The sequence below is a fragment of the Coleofasciculus sp. LEGE 07092 genome, from assembly GCF_015207375.1.
In the GTDB taxonomy this organism is placed as follows: Bacteria; Cyanobacteriota; Cyanobacteriia; order Cyanobacteriales; family Coleofasciculaceae; genus LEGE-07092.
Window position 1 is genome coordinate 24,895 of record NZ_JADEWY010000032.1, and the last position, 25,624, is coordinate 50,518.

General features: G+C 45.3%; 32 protein-coding genes. 10 read left to right on the forward strand and 22 right to left on the reverse strand.

The annotated features are described in order from the left end of the window. Positions 1–9 precede the first annotated feature (9 nt). The 6 genes from IQ257_RS10230 to petC form a co-directional block, all read right to left on the reverse strand. Complete coding sequence (locus IQ257_RS10230) at positions 10–1,185, reverse strand: hypothetical protein (protein WP_193874228.1); 1,176 nt, start codon at positions 1,183–1,185, stop codon at positions 10–12. A gap of 388 nt (positions 1,186–1,573) precedes the next feature. After that, entirely contained in the window at positions 1,574–2,095 is a 522-nt protein-coding gene (locus IQ257_RS10235; RefSeq protein ID WP_193874229.1) for a hypothetical protein, read from the reverse strand. 83 nt (positions 2,096–2,178) lie between these two features. Continuing rightward, positions 2,179–2,601 (reverse strand): hypothetical protein, encoded by a 423-nt coding sequence (locus IQ257_RS10240; RefSeq protein ID WP_193874230.1) that lies wholly within the window; start codon positions 2,599–2,601, stop codon positions 2,179–2,181. Positions 2,602–2,797: 196 nt separating this feature from the next. After that, positions 2,798–2,980 carry a CsbD family protein gene (locus IQ257_RS10245; RefSeq protein WP_193874231.1) on the reverse strand — a complete coding sequence of 61 codons (183 nt, stop codon included), beginning with the start codon at positions 2,978–2,980 and terminating at the stop codon, positions 2,798–2,800. A gap of 417 nt (positions 2,981–3,397) precedes the next feature. Further along, on the reverse strand, positions 3,398–4,387 hold the full coding sequence (gene petA / locus IQ257_RS10250; protein ID WP_193874232.1) for a cytochrome f: 990 nt from the start codon (positions 4,385–4,387) through the stop codon (positions 3,398–3,400). Positions 4,388–4,514: 127 nt separating this feature from the next. Beyond that, entirely contained in the window at positions 4,515–5,057 is a 543-nt protein-coding gene (gene petC, locus IQ257_RS10255; RefSeq protein ID WP_193874233.1) for a cytochrome b6-f complex iron-sulfur subunit, read from the reverse strand. A gap of 238 nt (positions 5,058–5,295) precedes the next feature. Here petC and IQ257_RS10260 point away from each other — a divergent pair, with 238 nt between their 5' ends. Next, on the forward strand, positions 5,296–5,613 hold the full coding sequence (locus tag IQ257_RS10260) for a DUF3067 family protein (protein WP_193874234.1): 318 nt from the start codon (positions 5,296–5,298) through the stop codon (positions 5,611–5,613). A gap of 22 nt (positions 5,614–5,635) precedes the next feature. Here the strand turns inward: IQ257_RS10260 and tatC are convergent, their stop codons facing one another. From tatC to IQ257_RS10280, 4 genes are all read right to left on the reverse strand, one after another. Beyond that, positions 5,636–6,412, reverse strand: a complete 777-nt coding sequence (tatC, locus tag IQ257_RS10265; protein WP_193874235.1) for a twin-arginine translocase subunit TatC — start codon at positions 6,410–6,412, stop codon at positions 5,636–5,638. Between the two features lie 224 nt (positions 6,413–6,636). Then, positions 6,637–8,679, reverse strand: a complete 2,043-nt coding sequence (locus IQ257_RS10270; RefSeq protein WP_193874236.1) for an ABC transporter ATP-binding protein — start codon at positions 8,677–8,679, stop codon at positions 6,637–6,639. Between the two features lie 144 nt (positions 8,680–8,823). After that, positions 8,824–9,996 (reverse strand): glycosyltransferase family 4 protein, encoded by a 1,173-nt coding sequence (locus tag IQ257_RS10275; RefSeq protein ID WP_193874237.1) that lies wholly within the window; start codon positions 9,994–9,996, stop codon positions 8,824–8,826. A 61-nt stretch (positions 9,997–10,057) separates the two neighbouring features. Then, the gene (locus tag IQ257_RS10280) at positions 10,058–10,264 is read right to left on the reverse strand and encodes a hypothetical protein (protein WP_193874238.1); all 207 of its coding nucleotides are present in this window, start codon (positions 10,262–10,264) and stop codon (positions 10,058–10,060) included. A gap of 192 nt (positions 10,265–10,456) precedes the next feature. Between IQ257_RS10280 and gloB the strand changes: the two genes are divergently transcribed. The 3 genes from gloB (at position 10,457) to dnaB (ending at position 13,444) form a co-directional block, all read left to right on the forward strand. Beyond that, positions 10,457–11,230 carry a hydroxyacylglutathione hydrolase gene (gene gloB, locus IQ257_RS10285; protein ID WP_193874239.1) on the forward strand — a complete coding sequence of 258 codons (774 nt, stop codon included), beginning with the start codon at positions 10,457–10,459 and terminating at the stop codon, positions 11,228–11,230. 282 nt (positions 11,231–11,512) lie between these two features. Next, a complete protein-coding gene (gene rplI, locus IQ257_RS10290) occupies positions 11,513–11,971 on the forward strand; it encodes a 50S ribosomal protein L9 (protein WP_193874240.1) in 459 nt (152 codons plus the stop codon). A 126-nt stretch (positions 11,972–12,097) separates the two neighbouring features. Then, the gene (dnaB, locus tag IQ257_RS10295; protein ID WP_193874241.1) at positions 12,098–13,444 is read left to right on the forward strand and encodes a replicative DNA helicase; all 1,347 of its coding nucleotides are present in this window, start codon (positions 12,098–12,100) and stop codon (positions 13,442–13,444) included. A 93-nt stretch (positions 13,445–13,537) separates the two neighbouring features. Here the strand turns inward: dnaB and IQ257_RS10300 are convergent, their stop codons facing one another. Next, positions 13,538–14,092, reverse strand: coding sequence for an FKBP-type peptidyl-prolyl cis-trans isomerase (locus IQ257_RS10300; RefSeq protein WP_193874242.1), 555 nt, complete (start codon positions 14,090–14,092; stop codon positions 13,538–13,540). A gap of 24 nt (positions 14,093–14,116) precedes the next feature. After that, positions 14,117–14,440, reverse strand: a complete 324-nt coding sequence (locus IQ257_RS10305) for a phasin family protein (RefSeq protein ID WP_193874272.1) — start codon at positions 14,438–14,440, stop codon at positions 14,117–14,119. Positions 14,441–14,637: 197 nt separating this feature from the next. Here IQ257_RS10305 and IQ257_RS10310 point away from each other — a divergent pair, with 197 nt between their 5' ends. The 3 genes from IQ257_RS10310 (at position 14,638) to IQ257_RS10320 (ending at position 16,025) form a co-directional block, all read left to right on the forward strand. Beyond that, positions 14,638–14,952: a TIGR03792 family protein gene (locus IQ257_RS10310; protein WP_193874243.1), complete on the forward strand. Its 315-nt coding sequence runs from the start codon at positions 14,638–14,640 to the stop codon at positions 14,950–14,952. Between the two features lie 52 nt (positions 14,953–15,004). Further along, positions 15,005–15,382: a zinc ribbon domain-containing protein gene (locus IQ257_RS10315; protein ID WP_193874273.1), complete on the forward strand. Its 378-nt coding sequence runs from the start codon at positions 15,005–15,007 to the stop codon at positions 15,380–15,382. Positions 15,383–15,452: 70 nt separating this feature from the next. Then, positions 15,453–16,025 carry a ComF family protein gene (locus IQ257_RS10320; RefSeq protein WP_228060593.1) on the forward strand — a complete coding sequence of 191 codons (573 nt, stop codon included), beginning with the start codon at positions 15,453–15,455 and terminating at the stop codon, positions 16,023–16,025. A gap of 177 nt (positions 16,026–16,202) precedes the next feature. Here the strand turns inward: IQ257_RS10320 and IQ257_RS10325 are convergent, their stop codons facing one another. From IQ257_RS10325 to IQ257_RS10370, 10 genes are all read right to left on the reverse strand, one after another. After that, positions 16,203–16,577 carry a DUF433 domain-containing protein gene (locus IQ257_RS10325; protein WP_193874244.1) on the reverse strand — a complete coding sequence of 125 codons (375 nt, stop codon included), beginning with the start codon at positions 16,575–16,577 and terminating at the stop codon, positions 16,203–16,205. A gap of 40 nt (positions 16,578–16,617) precedes the next feature. After that, positions 16,618–17,196 carry a Uma2 family endonuclease gene (locus IQ257_RS10330; protein ID WP_193874275.1) on the reverse strand — a complete coding sequence of 193 codons (579 nt, stop codon included), beginning with the start codon at positions 17,194–17,196 and terminating at the stop codon, positions 16,618–16,620. Positions 17,197–17,378: 182 nt separating this feature from the next. Continuing rightward, positions 17,379–18,014: a DUF3226 domain-containing protein gene (locus tag IQ257_RS10335; protein WP_193874245.1), complete on the reverse strand. Its 636-nt coding sequence runs from the start codon at positions 18,012–18,014 to the stop codon at positions 17,379–17,381. Positions 18,015–18,019: 5 nt separating this feature from the next. Next, on the reverse strand, positions 18,020–19,144 hold the full coding sequence (locus IQ257_RS10340; RefSeq protein ID WP_193874246.1) for an AAA family ATPase: 1,125 nt from the start codon (positions 19,142–19,144) through the stop codon (positions 18,020–18,022). 175 nt (positions 19,145–19,319) lie between these two features. Further along, entirely contained in the window at positions 19,320–19,583 is a 264-nt protein-coding gene (locus IQ257_RS10345) for a DUF4160 domain-containing protein (RefSeq protein ID WP_193874276.1), read from the reverse strand. 25 nt (positions 19,584–19,608) lie between these two features. After that, positions 19,609–20,343: an STAS/SEC14 domain-containing protein gene (locus IQ257_RS10350; protein ID WP_193874247.1), complete on the reverse strand. Its 735-nt coding sequence runs from the start codon at positions 20,341–20,343 to the stop codon at positions 19,609–19,611. A 61-nt stretch (positions 20,344–20,404) separates the two neighbouring features. Next, positions 20,405–21,079 (reverse strand): Coq4 family protein, encoded by a 675-nt coding sequence (locus tag IQ257_RS10355; RefSeq protein WP_193874248.1) that lies wholly within the window; start codon positions 21,077–21,079, stop codon positions 20,405–20,407. Positions 21,080–21,127: 48 nt separating this feature from the next. Beyond that, positions 21,128–22,567, reverse strand: coding sequence for a Coq4 family protein (locus IQ257_RS10360; protein ID WP_193874250.1), 1,440 nt, complete (start codon positions 22,565–22,567; stop codon positions 21,128–21,130). 161 nt (positions 22,568–22,728) lie between these two features. Next, positions 22,729–23,454 (reverse strand): TetR/AcrR family transcriptional regulator, encoded by a 726-nt coding sequence (locus IQ257_RS10365; protein ID WP_193874252.1) that lies wholly within the window; start codon positions 23,452–23,454, stop codon positions 22,729–22,731. 193 nt (positions 23,455–23,647) lie between these two features. Then, positions 23,648–24,463, reverse strand: coding sequence for an MOSC domain-containing protein (locus tag IQ257_RS10370; RefSeq protein WP_193874254.1), 816 nt, complete (start codon positions 24,461–24,463; stop codon positions 23,648–23,650). Between IQ257_RS10370 and IQ257_RS10375 the strand changes: the two genes are divergently transcribed. The 3 genes from IQ257_RS10375 to IQ257_RS10385 form a co-directional block, all read left to right on the forward strand. Beyond that, entirely contained in the window at positions 24,462–24,602 is a 141-nt protein-coding gene (locus IQ257_RS10375) for a hypothetical protein (protein WP_193874256.1), read from the forward strand. The two genes, IQ257_RS10370 and IQ257_RS10375, sit on opposite strands and share 2 nt — an antisense overlap. Before the next feature lie 99 nt (positions 24,603–24,701). Beyond that, on the forward strand, positions 24,702–25,406 hold the full coding sequence (locus tag IQ257_RS10380) for a Mo-dependent nitrogenase C-terminal domain-containing protein (RefSeq protein WP_193874258.1): 705 nt from the start codon (positions 24,702–24,704) through the stop codon (positions 25,404–25,406). A gap of 129 nt (positions 25,407–25,535) precedes the next feature. After that, positions 25,536–25,624: hypothetical protein (locus IQ257_RS10385; protein ID WP_193933025.1), on the forward strand; the 89-nt coding region annotated here is incomplete at its 3' end.

The following is a 25,624-nucleotide window of genomic DNA, read 5'->3' on the forward strand; positions in this document are numbered from 1 at the left end:
ACCTTCTTCCTAGCGTGGCTTTTCTTTAGATGGGATAATGACTGTTATGGGATTATCATCTTGATCGTGTGCAGGTGCAAATATCAGATATATTTCAAATTCACTCTGCTTTACTTTGTAAATAGTCCCTCCTCCATAATTCCCTTCTTCCGATAAGGATTCAAATCCTAGTCCTTTTAGTTGCTTATTTAAGCTCGATGCCAATTCAGTTGGGGATGCAGGCTGCTCTGCTGTTGTTTTTCTGGCAAATTTAAACTCGAAGTTTTTACCTTTAAAATTATCCTTTTCAACCAGTCTGTTCAAATCATTTTCTTCAAAATCTTTGAGTCTATACTCATTTTTTACCATCTCAATTGCAATACTTAACCCTGCCATCACTGATCTATCTTCTGTGTCTGCCTCCATTAACTGCTCTAAGCTGTACTCTTCAGATTCCAGATAGATAGCTGTTATTTCATCTTTGGAGATTAAGTGTAAGTAGTTGGTTTCATCTGTATGACTAGATACTTCATAAACTCTAAAATTAGGTTCTCCCTTAATTCGTTTGGGACTATCAAAGTTTTTAGTGGGTAGAAGTTCATTCTCAAAGTTTTCAGCTACTGTTTCCAAGTTATCTGCTGTATGCCATATATAAGTAGCTTCATCAAATTCTGAGCGCAGTACACCACCAGAACCTTTCTCTGCTCTTGGATAACGGGGAAATGTGGCAAAAAAGTTGACAACTTTCTGAGGTAGTGTAGACTCTTCGTTAGAATCGTTTGATGTTTCACCATTCTGCTGTGGCTGTGCCTGAGAAGCATTAGAGGTAGCTGAGGGTTGGCTAATCTGCTGATTCTGGGAAGGATTGGTCTGCTCTAACGAGCGAGTGATTATGATTTGAGGAGGACTGGTCTGATTCCACTGAGGAGTTTGGAGAGGAGTATCTTGGCGTCTACGAGTTCGTCGGGGAGTCGATTTTGGAGAAAGGGAGGATTTAGGAAAAGCTTTAGAAGAGGATTGGGTCGGAGAGGATAATTTTGTAATCTTAACCGTTTTCTCTTTTTCAGGGTTCTCGGACTTTTTCAAGTCATAGGCAAGTGGCAGCATTAGCACTGCACCATGCAACACCAAAGAAATCAGCAGCATAGGTCGGAGTAATATCCGTGCAGGAGTCGGTAAGTTTTTCAGGAAGTAGGGCAGCTTCATAGCGTCCTTTGGTGTTCTAGCTGGGCAACAGTCAGCTAACCCCCATCTTACCGACTTCACCAATCAGTAGGTAAGGGGTGAGAGAATGCCTGCCTGTTACTCTTACCTATATCTAGACGTACCGACAGGTAAATTTATCCCAATGGATTGCTACGAATCACTTCTACCTTTTTGCATTAAGGATCTCGAATCAGACTGTTCAAACCATTAGTAACATAACATTCATTAATAACACGATTTTTCCTCTGCCTAGAGTGACAAAAGAGCGATATATTCCCAAACATATTCAGGGAATGGGGAGTAGGGAATAGGGAGTGGGGAAAAAGACTCAAAAATCCCCACTCCACTTAGTGGGAGAGGGGGCAGAAGTTGAGAGTAAACGAGTTAACTACCGACGATGCCCAAACCATTTCGCAGCAATCGCACCCAAAACTGCTCCTACCATAGGATTACTGAGAAACTTCATAATTGCAGGTTGATCGGCTAAAACATCTTGGAAGATGTCAGGATGAGCGTGATAAGTGAAGGTGGCGAGTTTGGCAACATCATCAGCCGTCATGCGACTGGCGTGGTGAGTTGAAAGCCCTAATTGCTTTTCTAAGTCACGATCGCTCAATCCGCGTTTCTTCAGTTCCTTGAAAAACTCGCGGGCAACATCATCCCGTTCGTTGGGCTTAATTTGGGCGATCGCATTTCGCAGTTCGGGTTCCATCTGGCTAGGGGGAATGCGATCGGGATGCAAAGACTTGCCAAACAATTGGCGGCGTTCATCTCGTGAAGAACGTTGGGCAAAGTCGTCAAAATTTTGATACTCTTGCGCTGGAGTTTCTGGAACAGGTTCCAAAGATTCAGTATTACCGCCAGCCAAGTCGTGCATGATCTGACGCTTGTATTGGTCGCTACTAGCCATATTCTTTATCTCCTTCAAAATTGTTGTTACCGTTGCGCGATCGCCCTTACGTTATCGAACGGTCACACAACAGCGATTCTTTCTTACTGATAAGTAACTTGATTCAACTGATTGTCATAATTCGCCGTTAAAATTAGTTGTTTATCGGGAGCGTACATCAAAACTTTCAAATCCCGGTTAGGGAAATTCTGATGAAATCCTTGTACTAAAGATTTCGCTAAATCTTTAGCTTCTTGGGGACGGACTTTAGGTGTAATAACAACTCCTAACTTATCGTTATCACGCACGTAGGCGTCGCTAATTAGTCCTTTAGCTGTCTGAACGACCCAATTCCCAAACTCTTGACCTGCCGGACTATTACCCTTTTCTAGTTGTTGATAAGTAATACTGGGGTTTAATGCCGTTGGCGTTTGGGTTTGACTAGCCTGACAAGCTGAAGTAGTAGCCAGAAGCAACACTAAAGCCAAGGCTGTAAAGAACTGGCGAGTTCTTTGAAAAAAAAGCACAGTAGCCTCCTCATAAAACTATTACTACTTTGTCTTTACTCAAGAAAACAAAAAGGGTTAGATAAACCCTATCTAAACCCTCAAACTCTAGTAAGCTAGGCAGAACTGAATAAGATGGAAAAAACTCTCAATTTAGGGTCAAAAGGCGTTCCCATAGTTACAAAGTTCTACTTACCTACTTTTAGTTGCTCTGCAACTAGTCAAGTGCTTTTTTAGCTTTGTCTTTCACGTCTTCGACAGCATGACGGGTTTCAGCTTCAGTTTGCTTGGCTTTACCTTCTGCTCTATCTTCTGGATCGCCAGTAACATTACCCATTGCTTCTTGAGCCTTACCTTCAATATTTTTAGCAGTGGCTTTGGCTCTATCTTCAGTACTCATATGCTATTGTTCTCCTTTTGTAATTTCGGGCAAACTTTCTTTGCTTTGGTATCCAATGTATCTGAAAAATTTTGCACGAACGTCTGCCCGTAGGCATATCTGCACCAATGCTATTTCTATACCGAAAGTATTGTTGGCAAACAGCCTGCGGTAGATTGGCAGACTTATCTTTAAGTAAAAGATTTAAAAGTACACACTATTGTAAAGCTTTGCAAAGTATAGAGTTGGCTCTACTGTAACTATTGACGATCGCCTCTGTTGAACGACAATAGGAGTCTTTTTGCAGGAAGTCTATGTTTTATCAACGTTTTATCAACAATCGCAAAGCAAAGCTGATAACAAAAAAAGGGATAAGGTCGCTACCTATCCCTCACATAATGATTTTGCTGTTAGCAAACCAAAGGAACGTTACCGAACCTAGAAATTCATCTCAGCGGCTTGCACCTTCTCAATTTGCTTCTTCTTCAAAACCAGCATTAGTTGAGAAAGCATAATTGCAGCGATGAAGACTAACAGCCACACAATCCGAGCTGGGTCTTGCAAGACAATTTCAGTTTCTGCCTGACCAAATCCACCCACATTCGGATCGCTGGTCAATGCTTCAGCGGCAGCCACTTCTTGACCTTCAGAAACAATTAACTCCGGTCCAGCAGGAATCGTATTCGCAACGGTTCCACCCTCTGGGGTTTGAATGGTGACTTCGTAGCCACCGTCTTCCAACTTGGCAATTTGAGAAATTACACCCGCTTTAGAGGCGTTATAGACTGCATTATTGCTCTTATTGCCTGCGGGATAAACCTGACCGCGTCCTCGGTTAGCACCGACATGAACGGGGTACTTGCCGAAATAGATTCCTTTCTCGGTTTTTGGATTGGGAGAAAGAACGGGAAAAACAATTTCTTGGTACTGCTCACCGGGTAATGGACCGACGATGACGACGTTTTCTTGGTCTTCGCGGTAGGGTTGGAAATAGACGCCGCCCACTTCTTCTTGCAGTTCCTCTGGAATTCTATCTGGAGGCGCAATCCTGAAGCCGTCGGGCAACATCACTACCGCACCCACATTTAGACCCCCTTTAGAGCCATCACCCAAGACTTGCTGCGTGTCTTGGTCGTAAGGAATCTTTACTACTGCCTTAAAGACTGTATCCGGCTTGACCGATTGCGGAAATTCCACTTCGGTTGGTTTAGCCGCCAAGTGACAGTTGGCACACACGATCCGTCCAGTGGCTTCGCGGGGGGTTTCTGGGGCAGTTTGTTGCGCCCAGAAGGGATAGGCGGTAGCGGATTGAGGAAGTACAAGATCGCTAACGAAGAAAAAGGCAACGGTTGCCAAAGCCAGTAAGACAGTTCTGGCAATCATCCGCTTGCTGCTGCTGTAAATCACCGATAAAGAAGGTGTTCTCATCGTTTAAGGAAAAAACTCAAAATTCAGAAATTAGTCATTAGTCATTGGTCATTTAGTCATTAGTCATTAGTCATTAGTTGTTGCTTTTTACAAAAGACGAATGACAAAGGGCAAATGACCCAGAAAGTTAAGTCCACCAGGGTTCTTCGCCGGTGCGGAAGTCAGTTTCAGTCCACTGGGTAAAGGTCAGCTTGTCATCTTCGGTGACGTCGGCGTGAACCAGTGCCAAGGACAAAGGTGCTGGACCTCGTACAACCTTACCCTCATTGTTGTACTGAGAACCGTGACAAGGACAGATGAACCTATTTGCACTGGCATTCCAGGGTACAACGCATCCGAGATGGGTGCAGACAGCATTTACGCCGTAGTCAGCAATAGCGTTCTCCTCTGTTATCACAACATAGGTGGGGTCGCCTTTGAGACCTTGAGCTAACGTGCGATCGCCTACATTGTGACTGGCTATAAATTCGCTAACCTCGATGTCATTGCCCAAAGCATCCTTGGCAGTGACACCGCCACCGCCGCCGCCACTTGATGGTGGGATAAAGTACTTGACAATTGGATAGAGAGCGCCGACGAATGTGCCCGTTATCGTACCAAACGCCAAGAGGTTCATAAATTGACGACGCCCCATATCGGGGACATCTGCGGAGCCAGAAACTTGAGCCATAACTGAACGCCTAAGGGTATATTTTTTTTAACAACTCTGGGAACATTCCCAGCCTTTTGTTAACCCTGCTCCTTGGATGTAGAGCGGTTCAACAGCTAGCAGGGTAGCCGAAAAGATTGAATTAGAAGGATTTTCGGCTTGAGCTATGAGTATTATTACATTTTTTGTACCCGTCTCATAAAGTCAAGAAACGTTCTGTTTGTAACGAAATGTAAACTAAGCGACAACCCAAGAAGTTATGATTGGACAAGACTTGCGCCAACTCCTGCTCAACAAGTGGGGAAGGTCTTACGATATCCAGATTCGGCGGACTCAAGGGAAGATCTTTATTCAGATCATGTGGAAATACCTAGAGCAGGCATCGTTTCCCCTCTCTGAAACCGACTATATGGAACGTCTCGATACAGTTGCCACCTATCTTCAAGGTTGGGGCGGAGTCGAGCAGGTGCAAAATTACATCAAGCAAACCCGCGAACGTCCGCGATTGGGCAAAGCTGTCAGCATTCCAATTGAGCTGGGCGAACGGGGTTCGGAATGGATGGTAGAAGATTTTTAGCTGACTATCGATTGTTCTGACTCTACTTACCGGAAAGCTTCACCACACCAATACCCCCAAAGTAAAGACTGAGGACAGCTCCCGCTAGCAAACTTTGGGTGAAGGGGTCGGTGGAGGGAGTCAGCACTGCTCCCAAGACAGTTGCCCCAACCACTACCACGCGCCAACCTGACAGCATTTGTTGGGAGGAGACAATGCCCAAATTGCCCAGCAGCAGCAAAATAACTGGTACTTGAAAGACTAAGCCAGTAAAGAGTAACAGGGGCAGAATAAATTCAAAATAAAAGTCAATCGAGTACGACTGCTCCACCACATCTGCCCCATAACTAATCAAAAAGTTTAGAGCAGCAGGAATCAACGCAATGTAAGCAAATCCTAAGCCGACGAAAAATAGAATACTAGAACCAAAAACCACCGGTCTTAGTAGGCGTCGTTCGCGGCGAGTCAGTCCTGGTAACACAAACTGGATAATTTGGTAAAGAATAAAAGGACTGGCAAGCAGTAAGCCTGTATAACCTGCTACTTTCATAGATACAAAAAAGTATTCCCCTGGTTTCAATTGCAGAAACTTTACTCCCTGAGCTGGGATTTCTAGCAACTGGACAATGGGTTTAACCCCCACAAAGCAGCCCATGATACACACAGCTACGGCAATCAGCGAGTAAAAAATTCGCCGTCGTAACTCCTCTAAGTGCTCGAACAGCGACATCTCGACATCATCGGGCATCTCGTCGAGATGGTTATCTTTTTCTAACTCATCTGAACGTGACTGGGGTGGAGTTTCTATGTCAGGTGTCATTGATTTAGATAGCTTCAGGGTTCGTTGACTATTGTACCGACCCTAGGAGAGGGGTTGGTTATGAGGTCAAAACTTGACCCCACCCAGTTGCGATGGCAGTAATCTTGGGAGGCATAGTATCATCCACATAGCGCAGAATTTTCTCAATTCTATTTTCCCAAAAAAACTGGCGCGCAAACTCTACACTTTCTGAATATCCCTCGCTCTTTCTCGAATAGTTATTGCTATTTTTTTGTCAACTTAGCGCTGTTTTCAAACAATTCGATAGTGTTAAGAAGGGTGATAGCAGCGCTATAGGATTCTTCTAATAATTCGTTCTGCTCTTCAGGAGTATCTACCAAGTCATCAGCCAGCAATCGAAGGGAACCAATCATCGAGTTTAGGCGGCTACGAGCATCGTAAGAGGCTTTGATTAATGTTTCTTGATCCAATAGCGAACCTTGAGGTCGTTCGGCAAACTGTTCGTAGTATAGCTGGGCGTATCGACCCCCTTGGCTTAAAAGTTCCTGATGCGCCCCCACTTCCACAAGACGCCCTTTCTCCAGCACCGCGATTTGGTGAGCTTTTTGCACCGTTGAGAGGCGATGAGCAATCACGAGAGCAGTGCGAGAACGACTGAGTTCTTCGAGGGCTTCCTGTACTAGGCGCTCTGTAACAGTATCTAACGCACTCGTAGCTTCATCAAGGATTAAAATATCCGGGTCTTGTACAAGAGCACGAGCAATGGCAAGGCGCTGTTTTTGACCGCCAGACAAGCGAACGCCCCGATCGCCAATTATCGTATTGAATTTTTCCGGCAGTTCCATAATAAAGTCATAGGCATTTGCTTGTTTTGCCGCCTTGATAACGTCTTCCTCCGTAGCATCAGGTTTGGCATAAGCAATATTATTGTGAACTGAGGTATTGAACAGAAACGTATCTTGGCTCACAATCCCCATCTTTTTACGGAGGGTTTTGATGTCAAATTCCCTTAAATCCGTTTCATCAAAGGTAATACAGCCCTTGTCAGGGTCGTAAAATCGGGTTAAAAGATCTGCTAGAGTTGACTTCCCAGCACCGGTTGACCCCACTAACGCTAACGTAGTGCCACGAGGTACTTTCAAGTTAATATCTTTGAGTCCCCAATCGGGCTGATTGGGATAAGAAAATGATACATCACTAAACTGAATGCTTTCTCGGAATGGAAATTTTTTGTAATTTTTGGAACCGTTCAGCATAAACCGCTTGTTTTTGCGGCTCAAAAAGTCATTCACGATATCCACGCTCGCAGAAGTATTCGCCAACGTTCCACGAGCACCGTTTAACTGAGAAATCAACGGCAGCAACCGTTGCAGCAACAACAAGTAAGTGAGCAGCACTGCCGAGAGTGCTTCAAGCTGACTGGCAAAGAAGACCCGACCGAGGAAGACAATGGTAATGAGTCCCACAATGCCGGTGACTTCACCGACTGGTCCAATTGCGGCGTAGTTGGCTTGCGATTTGAAATCAGCCTTTTCGCGATCGCGAATTAACTCATGAATTCGTTGGTATTCCCTGTCTTCATTCGCTGTTGCCTTAATTAGTCGAATGCCGCTAAGAATTTCCAATACGCCGATAGAATAAGCTTTAGATAGGTCTGAGAGCTGCTTACCAAATTTTTTGGCACGACCAATCGAGTACTGATTGACTACTGCCACTAACGCTAGTAAAACAGTTGACGCAATGGTTAGCTGCCAAGAAATCGCCAGTAACAAGCCTATAAACACCAAGGCAGTAATCGAAGTAATTAAGGCTCTGAGCAGCGTACTAATCGAACTGACTGAGCGACCAATTTCGCCACCCAAACGGTTGATCAGATCCCCCACTCTCATTTCGGTGTAAAAATCCAAGTCCACATCTAGCAATAACTGCAATCCCGCCTCCCGCAGATCGCAGGTAAGCCTCCGCGTCAGAGAACTCGATACTAAACTACTCGAATAGTTAGCAAGGTTTTTCAAAACAATCAAGAGTATGATAGCTCCTGCCATCACCGCTAGGCGGTAGTATCCAGAAAGGCTGTTAAAGGGCGACATAATCGCCTGGAGAATTGGGGGGCCCCCTTTTAAATCTACATCTATATCCAAAAAATTTAAGACAATCGGTACAACTAAAGCTGTACCAATTCCATTAAATAATCCCCCCGAAAATCCTAAAATGATTGTTAGTACAATCCAACCCGGATAACGACTAGCAAATTTAAATAAATCTCGATATTGACTCGGTAATTTCAAAGGAAACTTTAAAAACATGAGTTAATTCCTTGACGAAAAAAGTTATTCATAACAAAGAACATCGCCACTCACTTCACATTCCAGTCCATTTTTGAGTTCCTGAATAATTAAATCGTGATATATTTCCCAATTAGGCGTTAAACTGAACACTCACCAACGAAACTAACTCCTTGAAACTAACTGCCCAATCAGTTCGGAAAGGATAGCCGCCATCTTATCTGTGCTGTAATAAGCGACACACCTTTCTCTAGCTTTCCTTCCTCGTTCATTTGCTACTTCCAAATTTTGGAAGATCCACTGGATTTTCTCGGCAATTTGTCCAGGAGAATTGGGCTCGACCAGATAACCCGTATCTCCTAAAATTGTGGGAATATCGCCAACCCGAGTAGAAATGATTGGCTTTGCCATCGCCATACCATCTGTGAGTTTGATCGGAAACTGAGCATGAGCCGTAAGTGTATCTCGTTGGGGAACAATAACCACATGAGCTGCTGCCACAACTTCGGGCATTTGATCTACAGGTGTTGAAGGTAGTTTGACAATCCATCGCTTGCCGATAGTCATTAGCTGTTCGATATACCCGTCACCAATTTCTCTGCCACCGACCAAAACTAGTCTTAAATCTGGCTGATCTAACTGTTCGAGCGCCAGCAAAACATCTTCAATGCCTTTATGAGGTCGTGCTGTACCTGGAAACATCAGCACTCGATAATCCGATAGACCATATTTGGCTCGACTAGCGTCCGGATCAAATGGTTCAGGGTCAAATAACACTGTATCTTTACCGTTCGGAAGATAAGTTCCACCAAAACGATATTGAAGAAATTTCGTATCAACGGTTACAGCATTGGCTCGATTGATCAGTTTTTCCATCCACTGCAAATAAAGCCAATGTTCTGGAGACCTCAGCGCCCCATCAGGTTTGAGTAAGTCTCTAGCAATCTGTTTAGGCGTGGGACGATACCGCCACTGACCTTCTCCAAACCAACTTAACTCCCAATCATCAATATCTAAAACGATGGGCTGATGAGCTAGTAACCGCTTGAGTAAGGCTATACCGAAACTTGTCGGTCTTGGTTTTACGGCGTAGATAATATCTCCATCGATTTGCCCAAGCAGGTTCCTAGCTGACTGTAGAACTTGGGGATAATTACCTCCCGATACCCAATGAACCGGAAGGTTGGCAGGTGGAAGCGGATAAAGACTGGTTCCGAAGAGAAAACCACAAACTTTAACGTTGTAGTTGAGCTTTTGTAACACCTGTCCTAGAAGGTAGGCTCTGGTTCCCCCGCCTCCCGACAAATCCGGTGCCAAGATGGAAACGTTTTGCACCACTAGTTTACAAACACTGATAACGACACAGCCTGACTATAGACGTAACCCATACTGCCAACCTCTATTCTATAAATTTCAGATGCCCCACTTGTAACTCATCAAAGACACGATTAATGTGGCTGCGTTCTTCATCAGTAACGTTGTAGTCAGAAAGGATAGTCGTGACCAACTGTAGATGCTCTTGGCGACTTAACTGACCTGTATTGAGAATTTGGTCTACGATTTGAGGGATCGCTGGGTTTGGCTGACGTTGGATAGTTCCTGCCATTGCGTCTGGTTGCCTTCTTGATTGTTTACTAAGATAGCCTGCTTGCTGTAAGCGCGTCATCACTAATATTAGAGATAGGTTTGTATCTGTTAGCTGTCAGTCAAACCTGTAGTATCTATTCAGTATGCAGTAGGTTCACCCGTTACATACAGCTAAATTGTTTGAAGATTCTAAGAAGAGAGACGACTCAAGATGCAGGTATACCGACTGCCAGCCCTTTCTGACAACTATATCTTTTTGTTACATGACTCCGAACACAACATCGCGGCTGTTGTCGATCCCGCAGAAGCTCAATCCGTACTCAAGCACCTGAAAGAACTTGACGCACAGTTGGTGTCCATTTTCAACACTCACCACCACATGGATCATGTCGGCGGTAATCGAGAACTGATGCAGCATTTCCCCAATGTCTGTGTCTATGGAGGAGCCAAGGATCGAGGCAGAATTCCCGGACAGCAAGTGTTCCTAGAGGAGGGCGATACTGTTAAGTTTAGCGATCGCATTGGCGAAGTTTTGTTCGTTCCCGGACATACTAGCGGACATATCGCCTACTATTTTCCCCCAGCCACCACGGGTGAAACAGGTGACTTGTTCTGCGGCGATACCTTATTCGCAGGCGGTTGTGGCAGACTATTTGAAGGGTCGCCAGCCCAGATGGTCGAGTCTTTGAGCAAGCTGCGGGATTTGCCTGATAACACGCGGGTTTGGTGCGCTCACGAATACACCCTGAAAAATCTGCAATTTGCCCTGACGGTAGATGCCCGAAACCCCGACCTAAACACTCGCTATGCTGAAATTGAAGAGGCTCGTCGTAGCAAAGAAGCCACAGTGCCTTCTTTGCTAGGGGTTGAAAAGCGTACTAATCCATTTTTGCGCTGGGAGCAATCCGCTATCCAGTCTGTAGTCAACGCCAAAGAACCCGTACAGACCTTTGCGCGGTTGCGGGGCATGAAGGATCGGTTTTAATAAATCCGCTGCCATCCCTTGAATGTTGAGTTGCGATCGCTCAACAAATTTTCGTAATATGGACATCTGAGCGAGCATCATCATAAAAAGCCGTCGGGGAAACCCATCTCTCTTAGGGGGGTGGGAAAGTTTTTGGCGGCAGCTTTGAGCATCGGGCAGCGTTAATCCCATGCGCTATCCTCTATGCTCACTTGCATCCCACCCGCGCTTGCTAAACTCTGCTGCGCTAACAATTGTGGGATGAACTCGATCTAGAAAGAAGTCCGTACCCAACAAAAGACCATGGCAAAACGTGTACAGTTAGTTTTAAATAAAGACGTTAGAAAGCTGGGCAAAACTGGCGATCTAGTGGAAGTCGCTCCCGGCTATGCTCGCAATTATCTAATTCCCCAAAGCATTGGGGTTATAGCAACTCCAGGCATTCTCAAGCAAGTCGAGCGGCGCAAAGAAAAAGAGCGACAGCGTTTACTCGAAGAGAAGCAGCAAGCCGAAGCCCGCAAGACTGCTCTAGAAACCATCGGTCGCTTTACCATTCGCAAGCAAGAAGGTGAAAACGATGCCATCTTTGGCACCGTAACTGCCGCAGATGTGGCAGAGGCGATTCAGGAAGCCACTAGTCAAGAAGTAGACCGGCGGGGAATCACTCTACCCGATATCGGTAAGCTCGGTTTCTACAAAGCAGAAGTCAAACTGCACCCAGAAGTTACAGCGATTGTAGAAATTCACGTTGCGCCCATCTAGCAACAAGTAAGAGCGAGTAACCCCAACTAGCAGGGTTGACCCGTTCGCGGGTAAGGATTGGGGGTTGAGTGATGGGGCGGCATCTGTTACTCAGCTCCCTTATTCGTTTCTCTTACCGTCTTGGCTATGGCTGACTTTAACTTTTCTGCATTTATTAACTCTCTACCCCCTCAAAACATTGATGCGGAAGAGGCAATTCTTGGAGGTATTCTACTCGACCCCGAAGCTATTGGTCGGGTGGCGGACTTGCTTGTGGTTGAAGCTTTCTATATCAGTACCCATCAACAAATTTACAAAGCGGCTTTAGTCCTGCACGGGTCAGGTAAACCGACGGATTTGATGAGCGTTACCACCTGGTTGTACGACCACGAATTGTTGGAAAAAGTCGGGGGTGAGAGCAAGTTAGCGCAGTTAGTCGAGCGCACGGTGTCAGCGGTTAACGTTGACCGATACGCGGGACTGGTGATGGACAAGTACCTGCGCCGCCAGCTTATCCAAGCCGGTAACGATATAGTTCGGCTGGGTTACGAGACTTCTTTAGAGTTGGAAACAGTTCTCGACCAAGCGGAACAGAAAATTTTTAACCTTACTCAAGAGCGCCCTCAGCAAGGTCTGGTGCCAATTTCTGAGACGTTAATTCAGACGTTTCAGGAAATAGAAACCCGCCATGAGGGTATTGCCCTACCGGGTATCCCTACCAATTTTTACGACTTGGATGCCGTAACGGGTGGTTTCCAACGGTCTGACCTGATTATCATTGCGGGTCGTCCGTCAATGGGAAAAACCAGTTTTGCGATTGGGATTGCCCGTGATATTGCCAAACAACTTCCCGTGGCAATTTTTAGCTTAGAAATGTCGAAGGAGCAGCTCGTGCAGCGACTTCTGGCAAGTGAGGCGGGAATTGAGAGTAATTATCTGCGGACTGGACGAATTGCTCAAAATCAATGGGAACCCTTGAGTCAGGCATTAGGGACTTTATCGGAGCTACCGATTTATATTGATGATACTGCCAACCCAACCGTCTTGCAGATGCGATCGCAAGTGCGGCGTCTTCAGGCAGAACAAGGTGGGATGTTGGGATTGGTTTTAATTGATTACTTGCAGTTAATGGAAGGGAGTGGTAGTGACAATCGAGTGCAAGAACTCTCTCGCATAACGCGCAGTTTGAAAGGATTGGCTCGTGAAATTAACGTTCCTGTCATTGCTCTATCTCAGCTCAGTCGCGGGGTGGAAGCTCGCACGAACAAGCGCCCCATGATGTCTGATTTGAGAGAGTCAGGTTCGATCGAGCAGGACGCCGATTTAATCATGATGTTATACAGAGATAGTTACTACAATCCCGACTCTCCTGATCGAGATGTGGCAGAGGTAATCATCGTTAAACACCGTAACGGTCCGACAGGAACGGTTAAACTTTTGTTCAAACCTGAGTTAACTAAGTTTTTGAACTTAGCCAATCAACAAACTTACTGACAAGCGGTCGCACATTGATGAACAGGGGAGTAGGGAGTAGGGAGTAGGGAGTAGGGAGTAGGGAGTAGGGAGTGGGGAGTACCAGAGAGGTTTTTAGCTAATTTTCAGCAGTTCCACATCAAAAATCAAGGTGGCGTTGGGAGGAATCACTCCACCTGCACCACGAGCGCCATAACCCAAGTCTGGCGGGATAATGAGTTGGCGGCGTCCACCAACTTTCATGGTAGCAAGACCTTCATCCCAGCCCTTGATGACTTGTCCAGCGCCTAGTTTGAACGAAAAAGGACGGTTGCGATCGCGGGAACTATCAAACTTAGTGCCATCTTCTAAGGTTCCGGTGTAGTGAACTACCACGGTCTGACCCTTTTTGGGGATTGCCCCCTCTCCCTCCTTAAGGTCAATATACTTCAGACCCGAGGATGTAGTCACTACCTCCCCATCTGTAGTCGGTTCGTCTGCGGAGTCGTTATTCATTGCCATAAGGTTTGTTTCGTTAGCAGCTAGACTAGTACTCCTGACTTGGGTAATGGCTTCAGGTTGAGTGGGATTGAGTTCGTCAGCCATCGCTGTTCCACGGCTAAGTTGAGTCACAACCAATAGCAATCCACAGGCTACGACAACTCCCAAGCTGATTAGAATTTCTCTCAAAATTTATCCTCCGATGAAATGTTCTTAACGCCAGAGCTTATTTTCTAAGTCTCGCACTTGGCGTTCCAAGCGGTCGATGCGCCCCCGCAATTCATCAATTTCGTTTTGGCGGGCTACACCTAAATCCTGTAGCATATTACGCAGTTGCCGTTCCATGGTCGCTTCAACGTTGCCCTGCTCTGACTTAATCTGCTGCACCATGTCATCGACAAACCCTTTAGCTTGCTCCGGGTTAATTTTTCCTTCTTTTACCCACTCATCGCTCACTTCTCGCAGTTTCTCAGCGACCATAGAGGTCGTGCCAACACCAACCATTAATAGCTGCTTGAGCCAGTCTTGATTATCCATCTTTCTACCCGCTGGGTACTCCCAACCTACAGTTCTATTGTGGGACATCTTACCAACAATTGCTGCTTTTCCGGTCTGCCTTAAAGTATTCATGACCTATTACAGCCACCTTAAATGCAGCAATTCCTCTCCTATTATGATCCGTTAGGATTGAAGGGGAGAGGATAACCACTAAATCAGCGTCACGGAACTTAAAGATGGTAATTGAGTGGCTCAAAATCAGAGTCTCCCCCGAACTACGGGAAAACTTCATTCAGAAAGACTCTGAAATTTGGAATTCGATGCTGGCAAGCTGTCCAGGATTCGTCAGCAAAGAAGTCTGGATCGATCCAGGAGTACCAGGAGAACTGGTGTTAGTGATTCGTTGGGCAAGCCGTGAACAGTGGAAGTCAATTTCCTTGGAACGGCTAACAAAAGTCGAACAGCAGTTTGACCGGGAGTTTGGAGAGTCGTATCAGATGATTGAAACAACTGAGTATCAAATCCGAAAATTCCCCCAGGTATCAAGCTAAGAGTGAGCAGCTTGATAAGATACTAGTCTTGAATAGCGATCGCTACTACATAATGCAAAATTGTCCCTGTTGCCGTCAATCTATCGATAGCAAGGCGCTGACTTGTCCCCATTGCGGCACGGTTCTCAAAGCTTACGGTCATCCGGGTATTACCTTACATCGAGCGGTAGAACAGGAGTCATTGTGTGAAAGCTGCACCTACCATGCCGATGATACTTGTACTTTTCCTCAACGTCCCTATGCTAAGGAATGTACCCTCTACACGGATATATCCCAGTCTCAGTTAGAAACTGACCCAATTTACACTCCCCGTCACAGCTTTCCAAAGACAATAAAGTTCTGGTGTCAACGAAATCCAGCTTTAGTTGGTTTAATAGGATTGGTTGCTCTCAGTGTCCTCCTAGCGGTCTGTCAAGCTGGTTTTGAGTAGTTACAACAGATATCCTTGAGGATGCGATCGCCCTGCTAACGCCGAACTGTGCGAGTATTGCCACCGACAGTTGCAGCGCTGCCAACTGAGTAACCCCAGCGAATTTTGGCACGAAGAGTTACCCGTATTCGTCTGGGGGAATTATGGGGGTGTTTTGAAACGAGCGATCGCTGCTTTAAAATACGACAACAAACCCCAGTTAGCGCGTCCGTTGGGTTACTGGTTGGGTGAAGCTTGGCAGAAATCTCCCGTTGCCAAGGAAAGTAAAAAACTAACGGTGGTTCCTATTCCCATTCACCCCAGCAAGCGGCAAAAACGGGGTTTCAATCAGGCAGAACTCATTGCTCAAAGTTTTTGCCAGTTCACAGGTTATTCTCATCAACCCTTTGGTTTAGAACGCATCCGGGAAACTGAGGCGCAGTTTGGGTTATCGGTGCAAGAGCGATCGCAGAATCTAACAGGTGCTTTGGAAATTGGCAAAAGCTTTCGCCGAAATTCCCCCACCTCACCCGTGCTAATCGTCGATGATATCTATACCACGGGGGCAACGGTGCGATCGGCTGCTCAAATTTTACGCAAACAGGGGATAAAAGTTTATGGAGTCGTTGCGATCGCGTCTTCTAAAAAGGGGATGATGAGGTGATGGGAATGCATCCAGTATTGTAGTAAGCGATCGCGTGGTTTAGCCTCTTCTTGTAGCGGTTGGAGATATTCTTACCATTACGGAATGAAGATTCGTCTTACACCTCGATAACTATCAATATCAAGCACAATTTTAATTAGACTTTCAACACATCGACTTCGATACTCGGACAAAAAATCATACCTTGGACTTGCGCTTTGCCTGAGCTGCCCGCAGTTTTTCCCAAGCGACTTCAGTCCCAGGCTTAGGCGGCTGTGCTGCAATTCGGGTAACTAGTTCACGATTTTGCTCTTTGTAGTATTGTTGGAGTTCTTCGGCTTCTTTGAGAACTTGCTGATACTCTGTTTCCACCTCTACACGATTGCTCTCAATGTAAGCTAGAGCAGCGTTAATTTGTTCTTCTGTAAGCTCAAATAATCCTTGGATAAACTTGGGCGGATATTGAGCTGTCACATAGTCCATTACATCGTAGAGGGTAATCCGCGTTCCTGCAATTGTCAGCCCACGCTCTGTACGAATGATTTCTGGGTGTTCATCTGATGCCAGAGCCATACCCTCTACCTCCTTAACACTAACCTCTCCTTAATTTACACTAAATCTCCCGACGAAACGCTCTAATTGCTTCTCCAGTGTCAGTTTCAGCCATCAAAATACAGCGTCTCAACAAATCAAGATCGAGTTCATTGAGTCCGAGTAGTTGGCTGCGATCAATGCGTTCATAGCTACCGTTGCGAAGATGATAGAGCGTCAGCAAGCCATCTTCCCAGAACCAAACTTCAGGAACCCCCAGTGCTTTGTAGCGCTCTAACTTGCTGGTGCTACCACTGGTAAAAACGACTTCGGTGGACAAATCTGGAATTGCTTTTACACTCCCAATGCAGTAGGATTCGTCCGCTTGAGCAGAAACAACCCCTTCTTTTTCTTGAGTCATTGATCGGGTTGGCTGGAAGAAAATACCCTTTTCGACGAGAAAGGTTGTCACTAAATAACCAATAATGCTGGCAAAAGTCTCATGTTCACGTCCTGGCATGAGAACCTCGATCGCCCCGTCATAGTAAAACAGCCGCACGCCAGGAGAACCATCAAATCCCTTTTGGATGAATTTGAACTGTTCCCAAGTCCCATAATGGACGATGCGTTGGTCGGGAGTTTTGTCAAGTAGTTGGGGCATCGTGTTCACCTGTGGCAATCCCTGTTTTAATTGTGACATACCGCTTATCCACCTGCATCGGCAGTTTTAGGCGATCGCGTGGTTTAGCCTTTCCTGGTAGTGGTTGATAATATTCGTCTAAAGTGAGAAGTGCGCTCGCACTTGTTATGAGTATGTACTCCCTAACGTTCCGGTGCAGCGATTTATGTGAATAAACGTATTAACCAATTGGTAAATCTTACTGCAACATCTGTGTGAGGACGAAGAGCTTGCCTTGTAATTGCTTTTCCCAGGGGATAGCCAGGTTCATGATGCCAAGCAAGATATGTATGAATTACCGCTTTACTGCGATGCACTGCTTTGAATGTTGTTACCTTTCTTCCGTGCGCCTGTTCAACACATTCTCGTGCGAATGCTAGTGATGCTGGTTCTGCCAGTTCAGCACAAAAGTCTTCTAACATACCAGAATTCTGATTATTGGGCATGAGCCAAAATCCAAGCTTAGGTTCATCTGCAACACTCTCAACTACCGTACCATCAGCATCAGGAGTTGTTGGAAAGACATAGCTGTAATGCCTTAATTTACCTTTTATGCTCTGCCATCTGCCTTCAAGAGAAGGTTTGTCAGCATCAAGCATAACGCCTATTACTTGAGGAGGATCGGGACGTACAATTAGAGCATTCAGCCGTTTCAAAACCTCGACATCTGAACCACATTGATATATACCAAAAGTTTCAGGAACAGTATGAGCAGCACATAAAGCCATAACAACGTGGCAATCGTTATCACCTTCAACAAGCAATACTTTATCTGTATCTTGTCTACAAACGTCCCTCATACTACTCACCGTACTTCAACATCCATGTCAATAGCATCAGTGAGTGTCTCCGATGTATACTCTGTTGCTTTAATCAGCCCAGCCTTCGCATCAAGCCGAAAGAAAGCACCAAGCGCAGGGTATTTATTCCATGCATGATTAAACCCTTCTATACAATCACGACTATGCGTTGTTGCAAAAACTTGAACATTAAGCCTATTGGCTAGCTGAAAAACAATGTCCCAAACTTTAGGTTGCACACTCCAATGCAATCCATTTTCAAATTCATCAATTAAGAGAAGCCCATTACGAGCATTTACAAGAGCGACAATTATATGAAATAGACGGGTAATACCGTCTCCCATACTTTTGAGAGGTAATGGTTCATCTATCCCTTTAATTTTCACTAGCGGAATACGGTTATCACCTGAACGTTTTTGACTAATATCCTCTACAAAAGCAACCCCAGAAATTCGATCATCAATCAGATGGAGTGCAGAAATAACTTCCGATTCTAAATCGGTCAAGCTTGTTAAATCCCAAAGAGCAGCTAATTTGCGATTAGGCATATTTTCTGTTGAAACAATCTGCCATGTGTATTTGAACTCAGATTCCTGCCGTCCATAAAGCATTCTAGAGCTATGTCGAATGTCTCTCACATCCCTAGCTAATCTAAAAAGTCTCCTAGTTCTTTTACCTTCTTCTGCTACAAGAAAAACTTCAACATTAGATAGGTCTTCATCAAACTGAACATCAGAGATGCGAATTTTCCTTATTGTGCCTTCGTCATCATTTTTATTTTGATATACGGCAGCACCAATATGAATCTTTGTATGTGAAGAGACTTCCCCAAGAGAAATTCCCTCTTCTCCTATTCTCGGCAATTTGTGACCAAAAAAGAGATGCCGCATAGGATTATCGAAAAAATTTTGAGAATGCAGTTGAACCTCGCTAAACCAAGTCTCCTGCCTAGACTCTACAAGGTCAAGAAGAACGGTAGAAGAAGCATTACTGGCATAGAGTTCTACTGCTTCGAGAAATGTACTCTTTCCAGCATTATTCCTGCCAACAACCAGGTTGACACGACTTAGCCTTCCCACTTCAAGGTGTTGAAAGAGCCTAAAATTATTGATCTGAAAGGACTCCAGCATACAAGATCTCCGTAATCCCTTCCAACTAGCTTACAGGACACCAAGATCGATGGAAGGAATTGCGTTTATTGTTCCCAAGTCCTATGATGGACGATGCGTTGGTCGGGAGTTTTGTCAAGTAGTTGGGGCATCGCGTTTACCTTCGGCTATCCCTGTTTAAATTGTGACATACCGCTTATCCACCTGCATCAGCAGTTTTAGGCGATCGCTCCTTCATGATTGCATTATGGTCGATGTGCTTCGTGTAGTCAACCCAAGTATTAAAGTAGTCATGCCAAGCCTCTAGCAACGTTTGTTGGTGTTCTTCCACGAGTCCCATGATTTGATTTAACTCATGGTCTTTAAAGCCCCGGTTCTTTTCCAGAGAAACAGGATCGAGCCAAAACTTAACGATTTGCCAATCTCGCTTGACGTGGATGTGGGCAGGTTCACCTCCAATACGGTTCGGTTACTGAGGGTCTAGTTTAGCTATTGGTAAGCCAAGTCCGGGCTGTCTCAATTTGCGATCGCTCAAAAACTTTCACTTCAAAAGGAAAGACAGCACCGACAGCTTCAGCAATCGTCCGCATCCATTTGACATCTGCCACAATCGCTACGTGGGTCAGATCTTTGACCATGTGCGCCTGCTGCATATCTTTCCAAAGTGCCATAGGGTCTGCGCCCTCAAAGCTGCGGATTTCTTCTAGAACCTTTAGTTTTCCGTGCTTTGCGAAGTCGGCCTGAATCTGGGGAACGATGCGGTCAAAGTCGGCTGCGGTGATCTTGCCTTCTATGATTATTTCTACAACGTTGTTGAGATCATTGCTTTTGTATTCCATCCCTGGCTCTTGACTCTGCTCTGGCGCGGTTAGTAGCCAAGTACGGGCTTCTTCGAGTTGCGATCGCTCAAACGCTTTCACCTTGGCAGACAAAATGTTATCCGCAGCAGCAGAAATAGTGCGTACCCATTCAGCGTCTGCAACCACCGCAGCGTGGGTGAAGTCGCCTACATGGTTCAGCCCAAACTGAGCATCTTTCCAGAGGGTAATAGGATCTATGCCCTCAAAGCTGCGGATTTCTTCTAGCAGCCTTAGTTTGCCGTGCTTCTCAATATCAGCCTTGATCTGAGCAACGACTCGATCAAAATCTGCTTCGGTAATTTTGCCTTCAACCGTGAGTTCGACAATGTTGTTGTTGGAATTGTTTCTGTACTCAATCATGAAGTGTCTCCTTTAGTTAAGTTGTGGTTATGGTGTTTGTACAGTAGCCTGAAATAGGCTGCTAAACGGCAACGCCTTCTTCAGATAGAACTTTGGCGGTTGCTTTATTTGGTTGTTTTTCAAGCTGCTCATCTTTTAAAACTAGCCCTAACTCAGAACGAATATCTGCGATCGCACGCGCCCAATTCTCTTCAAACCGATAAGCCAGCAAACAGCTTGCCTGTTCACCCAGTTCCTTACCTCTGCTGGCACTGGCAAAGATTGCCTTAGCTTGCATCGGCTTGATCATCACAAAAATCAACTTGATTAAGGGATAAACCAGATTCAGTGCTTTGGTGTAGTTCTGACCAACAGTAAATCCGAACACGCCCATTTCACCCGGATAGCTGGTATCAAATCCCAGCAAAATATGAAAGATGTCGTGAGTAACGGTGTAGCGCAGTGCAAACGGATGACGCTCGGCTTCTGCCCGCAGATCATCACTGATTTCTAACGGTTGAATCCCGTTTTTGAGCATGTGCTGGGCATACTCATAACCCAATGTGCCTTCAGGGAGTTGACTCAGTTGTGTTAAATCAATCTTGGGATAGTAAGCTGCGAGATCTTGCAGTTGTACCAGTACGTCAGGATTTACACCAAATCCGTACAGTTCAGATTCGAGCAACGCCGCGTCTCCGGTTTCCCCTTTCGTGAAATAGTCTTTATATGCTTTAATGAAGCGTTTGAGGTTGGCCATTGTAATTACCTTTGATTAGATGGAAATGTGAATTGAATGCAAGTGGACTTAAGCGGCGATGGTTGCTTGACTTGTAGCCATCTCCCGGCTCGGTTCTTGTTCAAGCTGCTCGTCTGCTAAAACCAGCGCTAATTCAGCACGAATATCAGCGATCGCCCGCGTCCAATTTTCTTCAAACCGATAAGCCAGAAGGCATTTTGCTTGCTCACCGAGGGCTTTGCCTCTGCGAATATTGGAGCGCATCTGCTGACCCTGAGAGCGAAAAATCAGTGGGTATAGAAATGTCATCACGGGCTGAAATACGTTTAGAAGCTTACTGTAGTCTTGAGCGATCATGAACGCTGCTACACCCATTTCACCTGCATAACTGGTATCAAAGCCTAGCAACACATGAAAAACATCGTGGGTGAGAGTGTAGCGCAGCCCGAACGGACTGAGACTAGCTTCTTCCCGCAAATCGCCCCCGATTTGGGAAGAGACAGACTGAGGAGTATAGTATTCGCCTTCTCTAATGTTGAGATAGGCAACAATGCCACTAAAAGGAGCATAAAGTTTAGTGCCTTCTAAGGCGACTTTAGCCTGAGTCAGTTGGGCTTTGGCTGTTGTAATGCTTGATTCGGTAGCTTCTAGTTGTTGTTGGGCGGCACTCACCTGAGATTGAGCAGATTGAATTTGAGATTTGGCAGATGCAACTTGAGCAGAAGTGGCACGAATGTCAGCCTCGGCATCCCGAACCGCATTTGTCCGAGTGTCAATTTCGCTGGTTGCAACTGCCCCTTCGTTAAATAGGTATTGGTAGCGTTTGAGTTGGGTTTGTGCCAAGTTGCGTTGAGATTGGGCTTTTGCTACCTGTGCCTGTAATTGTTGCACCTGCGATCGCGCCTGTGCTACCTGTGATTGTGCGGAAGCTACATCTGCTGCTGCTGCGGCTTTGCGTTTTTGGGCTTCGGCGATCGCTGCTTCAGCCTTACTGACGTTTGCGAGTTCTTCCCGGTCATCAATTTTGGCAAGTAGTTCGCCTTTTGTCACTTTGTCTCCTTCCCGCAATCCCCGCCCACTTCGCTTGGTAATGTAAGTTATATCTCCTGCTACATCGAAGGCCAGATACCTAAACTGTTTTGCGCGGAGTGTTCCCTCAGTCGAAACCCAAGCGCTGATAGGTTGGCTTTGGGCGGTAGTTACCCGTACTGGTAGTGGCGAATACTCGACGGCGGTAGTCGGTGTTTTCTTTACGTCATCTCCCCGGCGCATGAATAATACGCCACCAATAGCTAAAATTGCACCTAATAGTGGTATAATTATCCAGATTTTTTTGAACTTTTTTTTCTGGCGATCGGACGGTTTGGGAGATTCCTCGACTTCTTGGTTTTCTTCTTGAGACTGTTCGGGTAGCACTACGGGTGAAATAATTAGGTTTTCTTCTTGAGGTTCGGGTAGTACTACGGGTGAAATAATGCCATCTGTGTCATGTTCAGCTACTTCTTCCATATCTGTGATTACTAAATAAGATGAGCTAGGTGTGTTTTCTTCAGAGGACATATGTGAATACCTGTAAAGACTTGGATATGAGTTTGTTTTGATGTATTAAACTTGCATTTTTGTAATCTATTTTGAGCAATTTCTATTAATCCAAAATAGATTCAACTTAGTTACTTCCTAGTATCTGTTAGACGAGTGACTACATTTTTTACTTGTGGAGTTTCTTTGCCGTTTGATGCACTTGATTTACTACCTAAACCTTGTTCCAATACCAAAATCAAGTCATCAAAAATTTTTTCTACTGCCTGCATATCTAGGTCAATTGGGACTTTATCAGCTAACTGTTGAGGATCAATGCCAATTTTTTCGGGGATAAAGTTTCTCAAGCCCTCAGCCAAAGTCAAAATAATAAATGTAGCTAAGTCTGGGTCTATATCACTGTTGATATCTCCTTGAGCAATGCCTTGGCTAACTAGTTGCTGAATATACTCCACTGAACCTTTTTTAGTTCGTTGCAGCACTTCATCCCGAAATGGTACGTCGCCATAAACGGCGCGATTAACAATCTGACTGAGATCAGGATGAGTTAAATCGAAGCGAGCGCTAATACTAAATAGCCAACGCAAGTATGGGAAAAATCCCATCTGTGGTTCAGGAGGATGGGCATTTTGTAAAAAGGCTATTTTTTGTTGATTCGCTAAGTCAATTAGATATAAATAAAGGTATTTTTTATCTTCAAAGTATTGGTATAGACTGCCTTTGGCAATTTTTGCTTGTTTAACAATGTTGGAAATTGAGGCAGTTTCGTAATCGTGACTGGCAAATTCTGCGATCGCCAGTTTAATAATAGTTTGTCGCTTCTCTTCAGGCAGATTGAAAAAGGTCTGAGTAGGCATAGCAAATAAATCTATTTCATCATCTAAGTGACTAGATAGTCACATTATGATTCAAGTATCCCTTACTGTCAACCCCCAATACGGTTCGGTTAAGTTCACACACTATGTAAACTGATAATTGTCATTAGGGTGCAAACGGCAAAAATGCAACTCAAAAAATTCTCCTTATTTGTGCCGAATAAAGTATGAAATGTCAAATCCCTTTACCAAAACTCTCAATTTCCACCGCCTCTCCTACCCGCAGCGTACCCAACTGCTCTTGAATCAAGTTTTGCCCAAAAAAGATTTGTCCATCACGGAGGCGATACTTAGCCAGAGTCACCAACGGCTCTTTTCCCCGCAAGCCTTGAGATTGATCCACTGTGGTAATCACACATCTGGAACAGGGTTTAACAACCCGAAAGGGAATTGAACCAATGCGAATTTGACGCCAACTATCTTCTGCAAACGCTTCACAACCCGACACCACTAGATTAGGTCGAAATCGGTTCATCGGGATAGGCTGATCTAAGCGATCGTTTAAGTCTTGCAGGGATGCCTCAGAAATTAGCAAAAAGGGGAATCCATCCGCAAAACTGACCTGTTCGTTGGGGTTAGCATAGTGAGGGTTGATCGGTCGAATGGAGTTTTCAGGCATATAGACCAACTGACAGGGAATGTCCAGAAACTCACTAAACCACTGGTTGACCTTTTGGGGTAGGGGAATGGCATCACAGATATCATTCCACACTTGCACCGAGATAGGGCGATCGCTCTCAAGTTCAATAGGGATGGATAGGGGAGATTGATTGGGCGCTTCAACCCCTAACTCACCCTCCCCAAACTGCACCTTAATCAAAGCCATGTGCGGGAGTTGGCGCTGGGTGAGAAATTTGCCCCTTTCATCCACTAGCATCCACCGTCGGTCATATTGAAAGCCGTGCGTCCCAACCTGAGAAGTTTCCAGGGAAATGCCGCCAGCGGACTTAATCGGATAGATGTAAATGCCACTCAACTTTATTTGAGCCATGCCTGATTGTAAGACTATTGCGATCGCTACTTTTCAATCACCCATACTCCAACCGCAGTCTCTGGGTAAGAGAACTTATCTAGCAGCACTAGTTAAGATTGAAATCGGGACTATTCCCAACTCTGGTAGAGTCCGATAGCTCTTACCTTAGACCAGTTGTGTTTTATAGTTTACAGCCAGTCGAGACTCTACCAGAATTAGCTCCCACAATATCGTCGGTAGTTTAAGCAAGGTAGTTATGACAAGCATTACTCAATCTCACTACACCGAAGAACAAATTGCCGCTTGGCTGCGGGGTTTATGTACTGTTGCCTGGGCAGACGGTCACTTTGACCCCGAAGAGAAAGAAATAGTAGCCCAACTCACTCAAGAAGAACTTGCCTCTGATAAGGATTTGCAGTCTGTCGAACAGACCATTTCTCCTGAGGAACTCTCCGCTGCTTTAGGAAAAGAGTCCGACACAGCCGAGAACTTTTTAAGAACCGCCGTGATGGTAGCTATGGCAGATGGCATCTACTCCGCCACAGAGGCAGATGTTCTGGAACAGTTCTCCGAAGCTCTGGGGTTACAAATTGAGGCGCTGAGTTCACTGCGGCATATGCTTTACGACAACGGCGAGGTCATCGACCAAACCGACGCTGCCCATAATGTGGCTCAGAAACCTGGCACATCGGTTCACCCCCATTCCGATATCCTGCAACCTGTGCGAAGCTGGCTCGACGAAATGAAAGTGCATGATCCACGGGTGGCGCGAGTCATCTGCAAAATGATTCCGTCTCAATGTCCATTTGAGCGCGATGTAAACTTATTTGGTCGCAAAATCGCCCACATTCCGGCAATGTGCAAGATCAATCCCCTCTACGACCAGTTAGTTGGCTTACGCTTTCGAGCATTATCCTATCTGGCAGATGAGCGGGGTGAAGATGTCTCAAACTATTTTTGAGTAGTCATTGGTCATTAGTTAGTAGTCATTAGTGGTTGAGCACCCCTAAAACATCCGTTATCAAATCCGTTGCCACATTAGTCATTGTTTTTTTACAAAGGACAAATGACAAAGGACGAATGACAAATTATGCAATTTATCGATCAAGCAGAAATTGAAATTGAAGCTGGTAAGGGCGGCGATGGAATTGTCGCGTTTCGGCGGGAGAAGTATGTGCC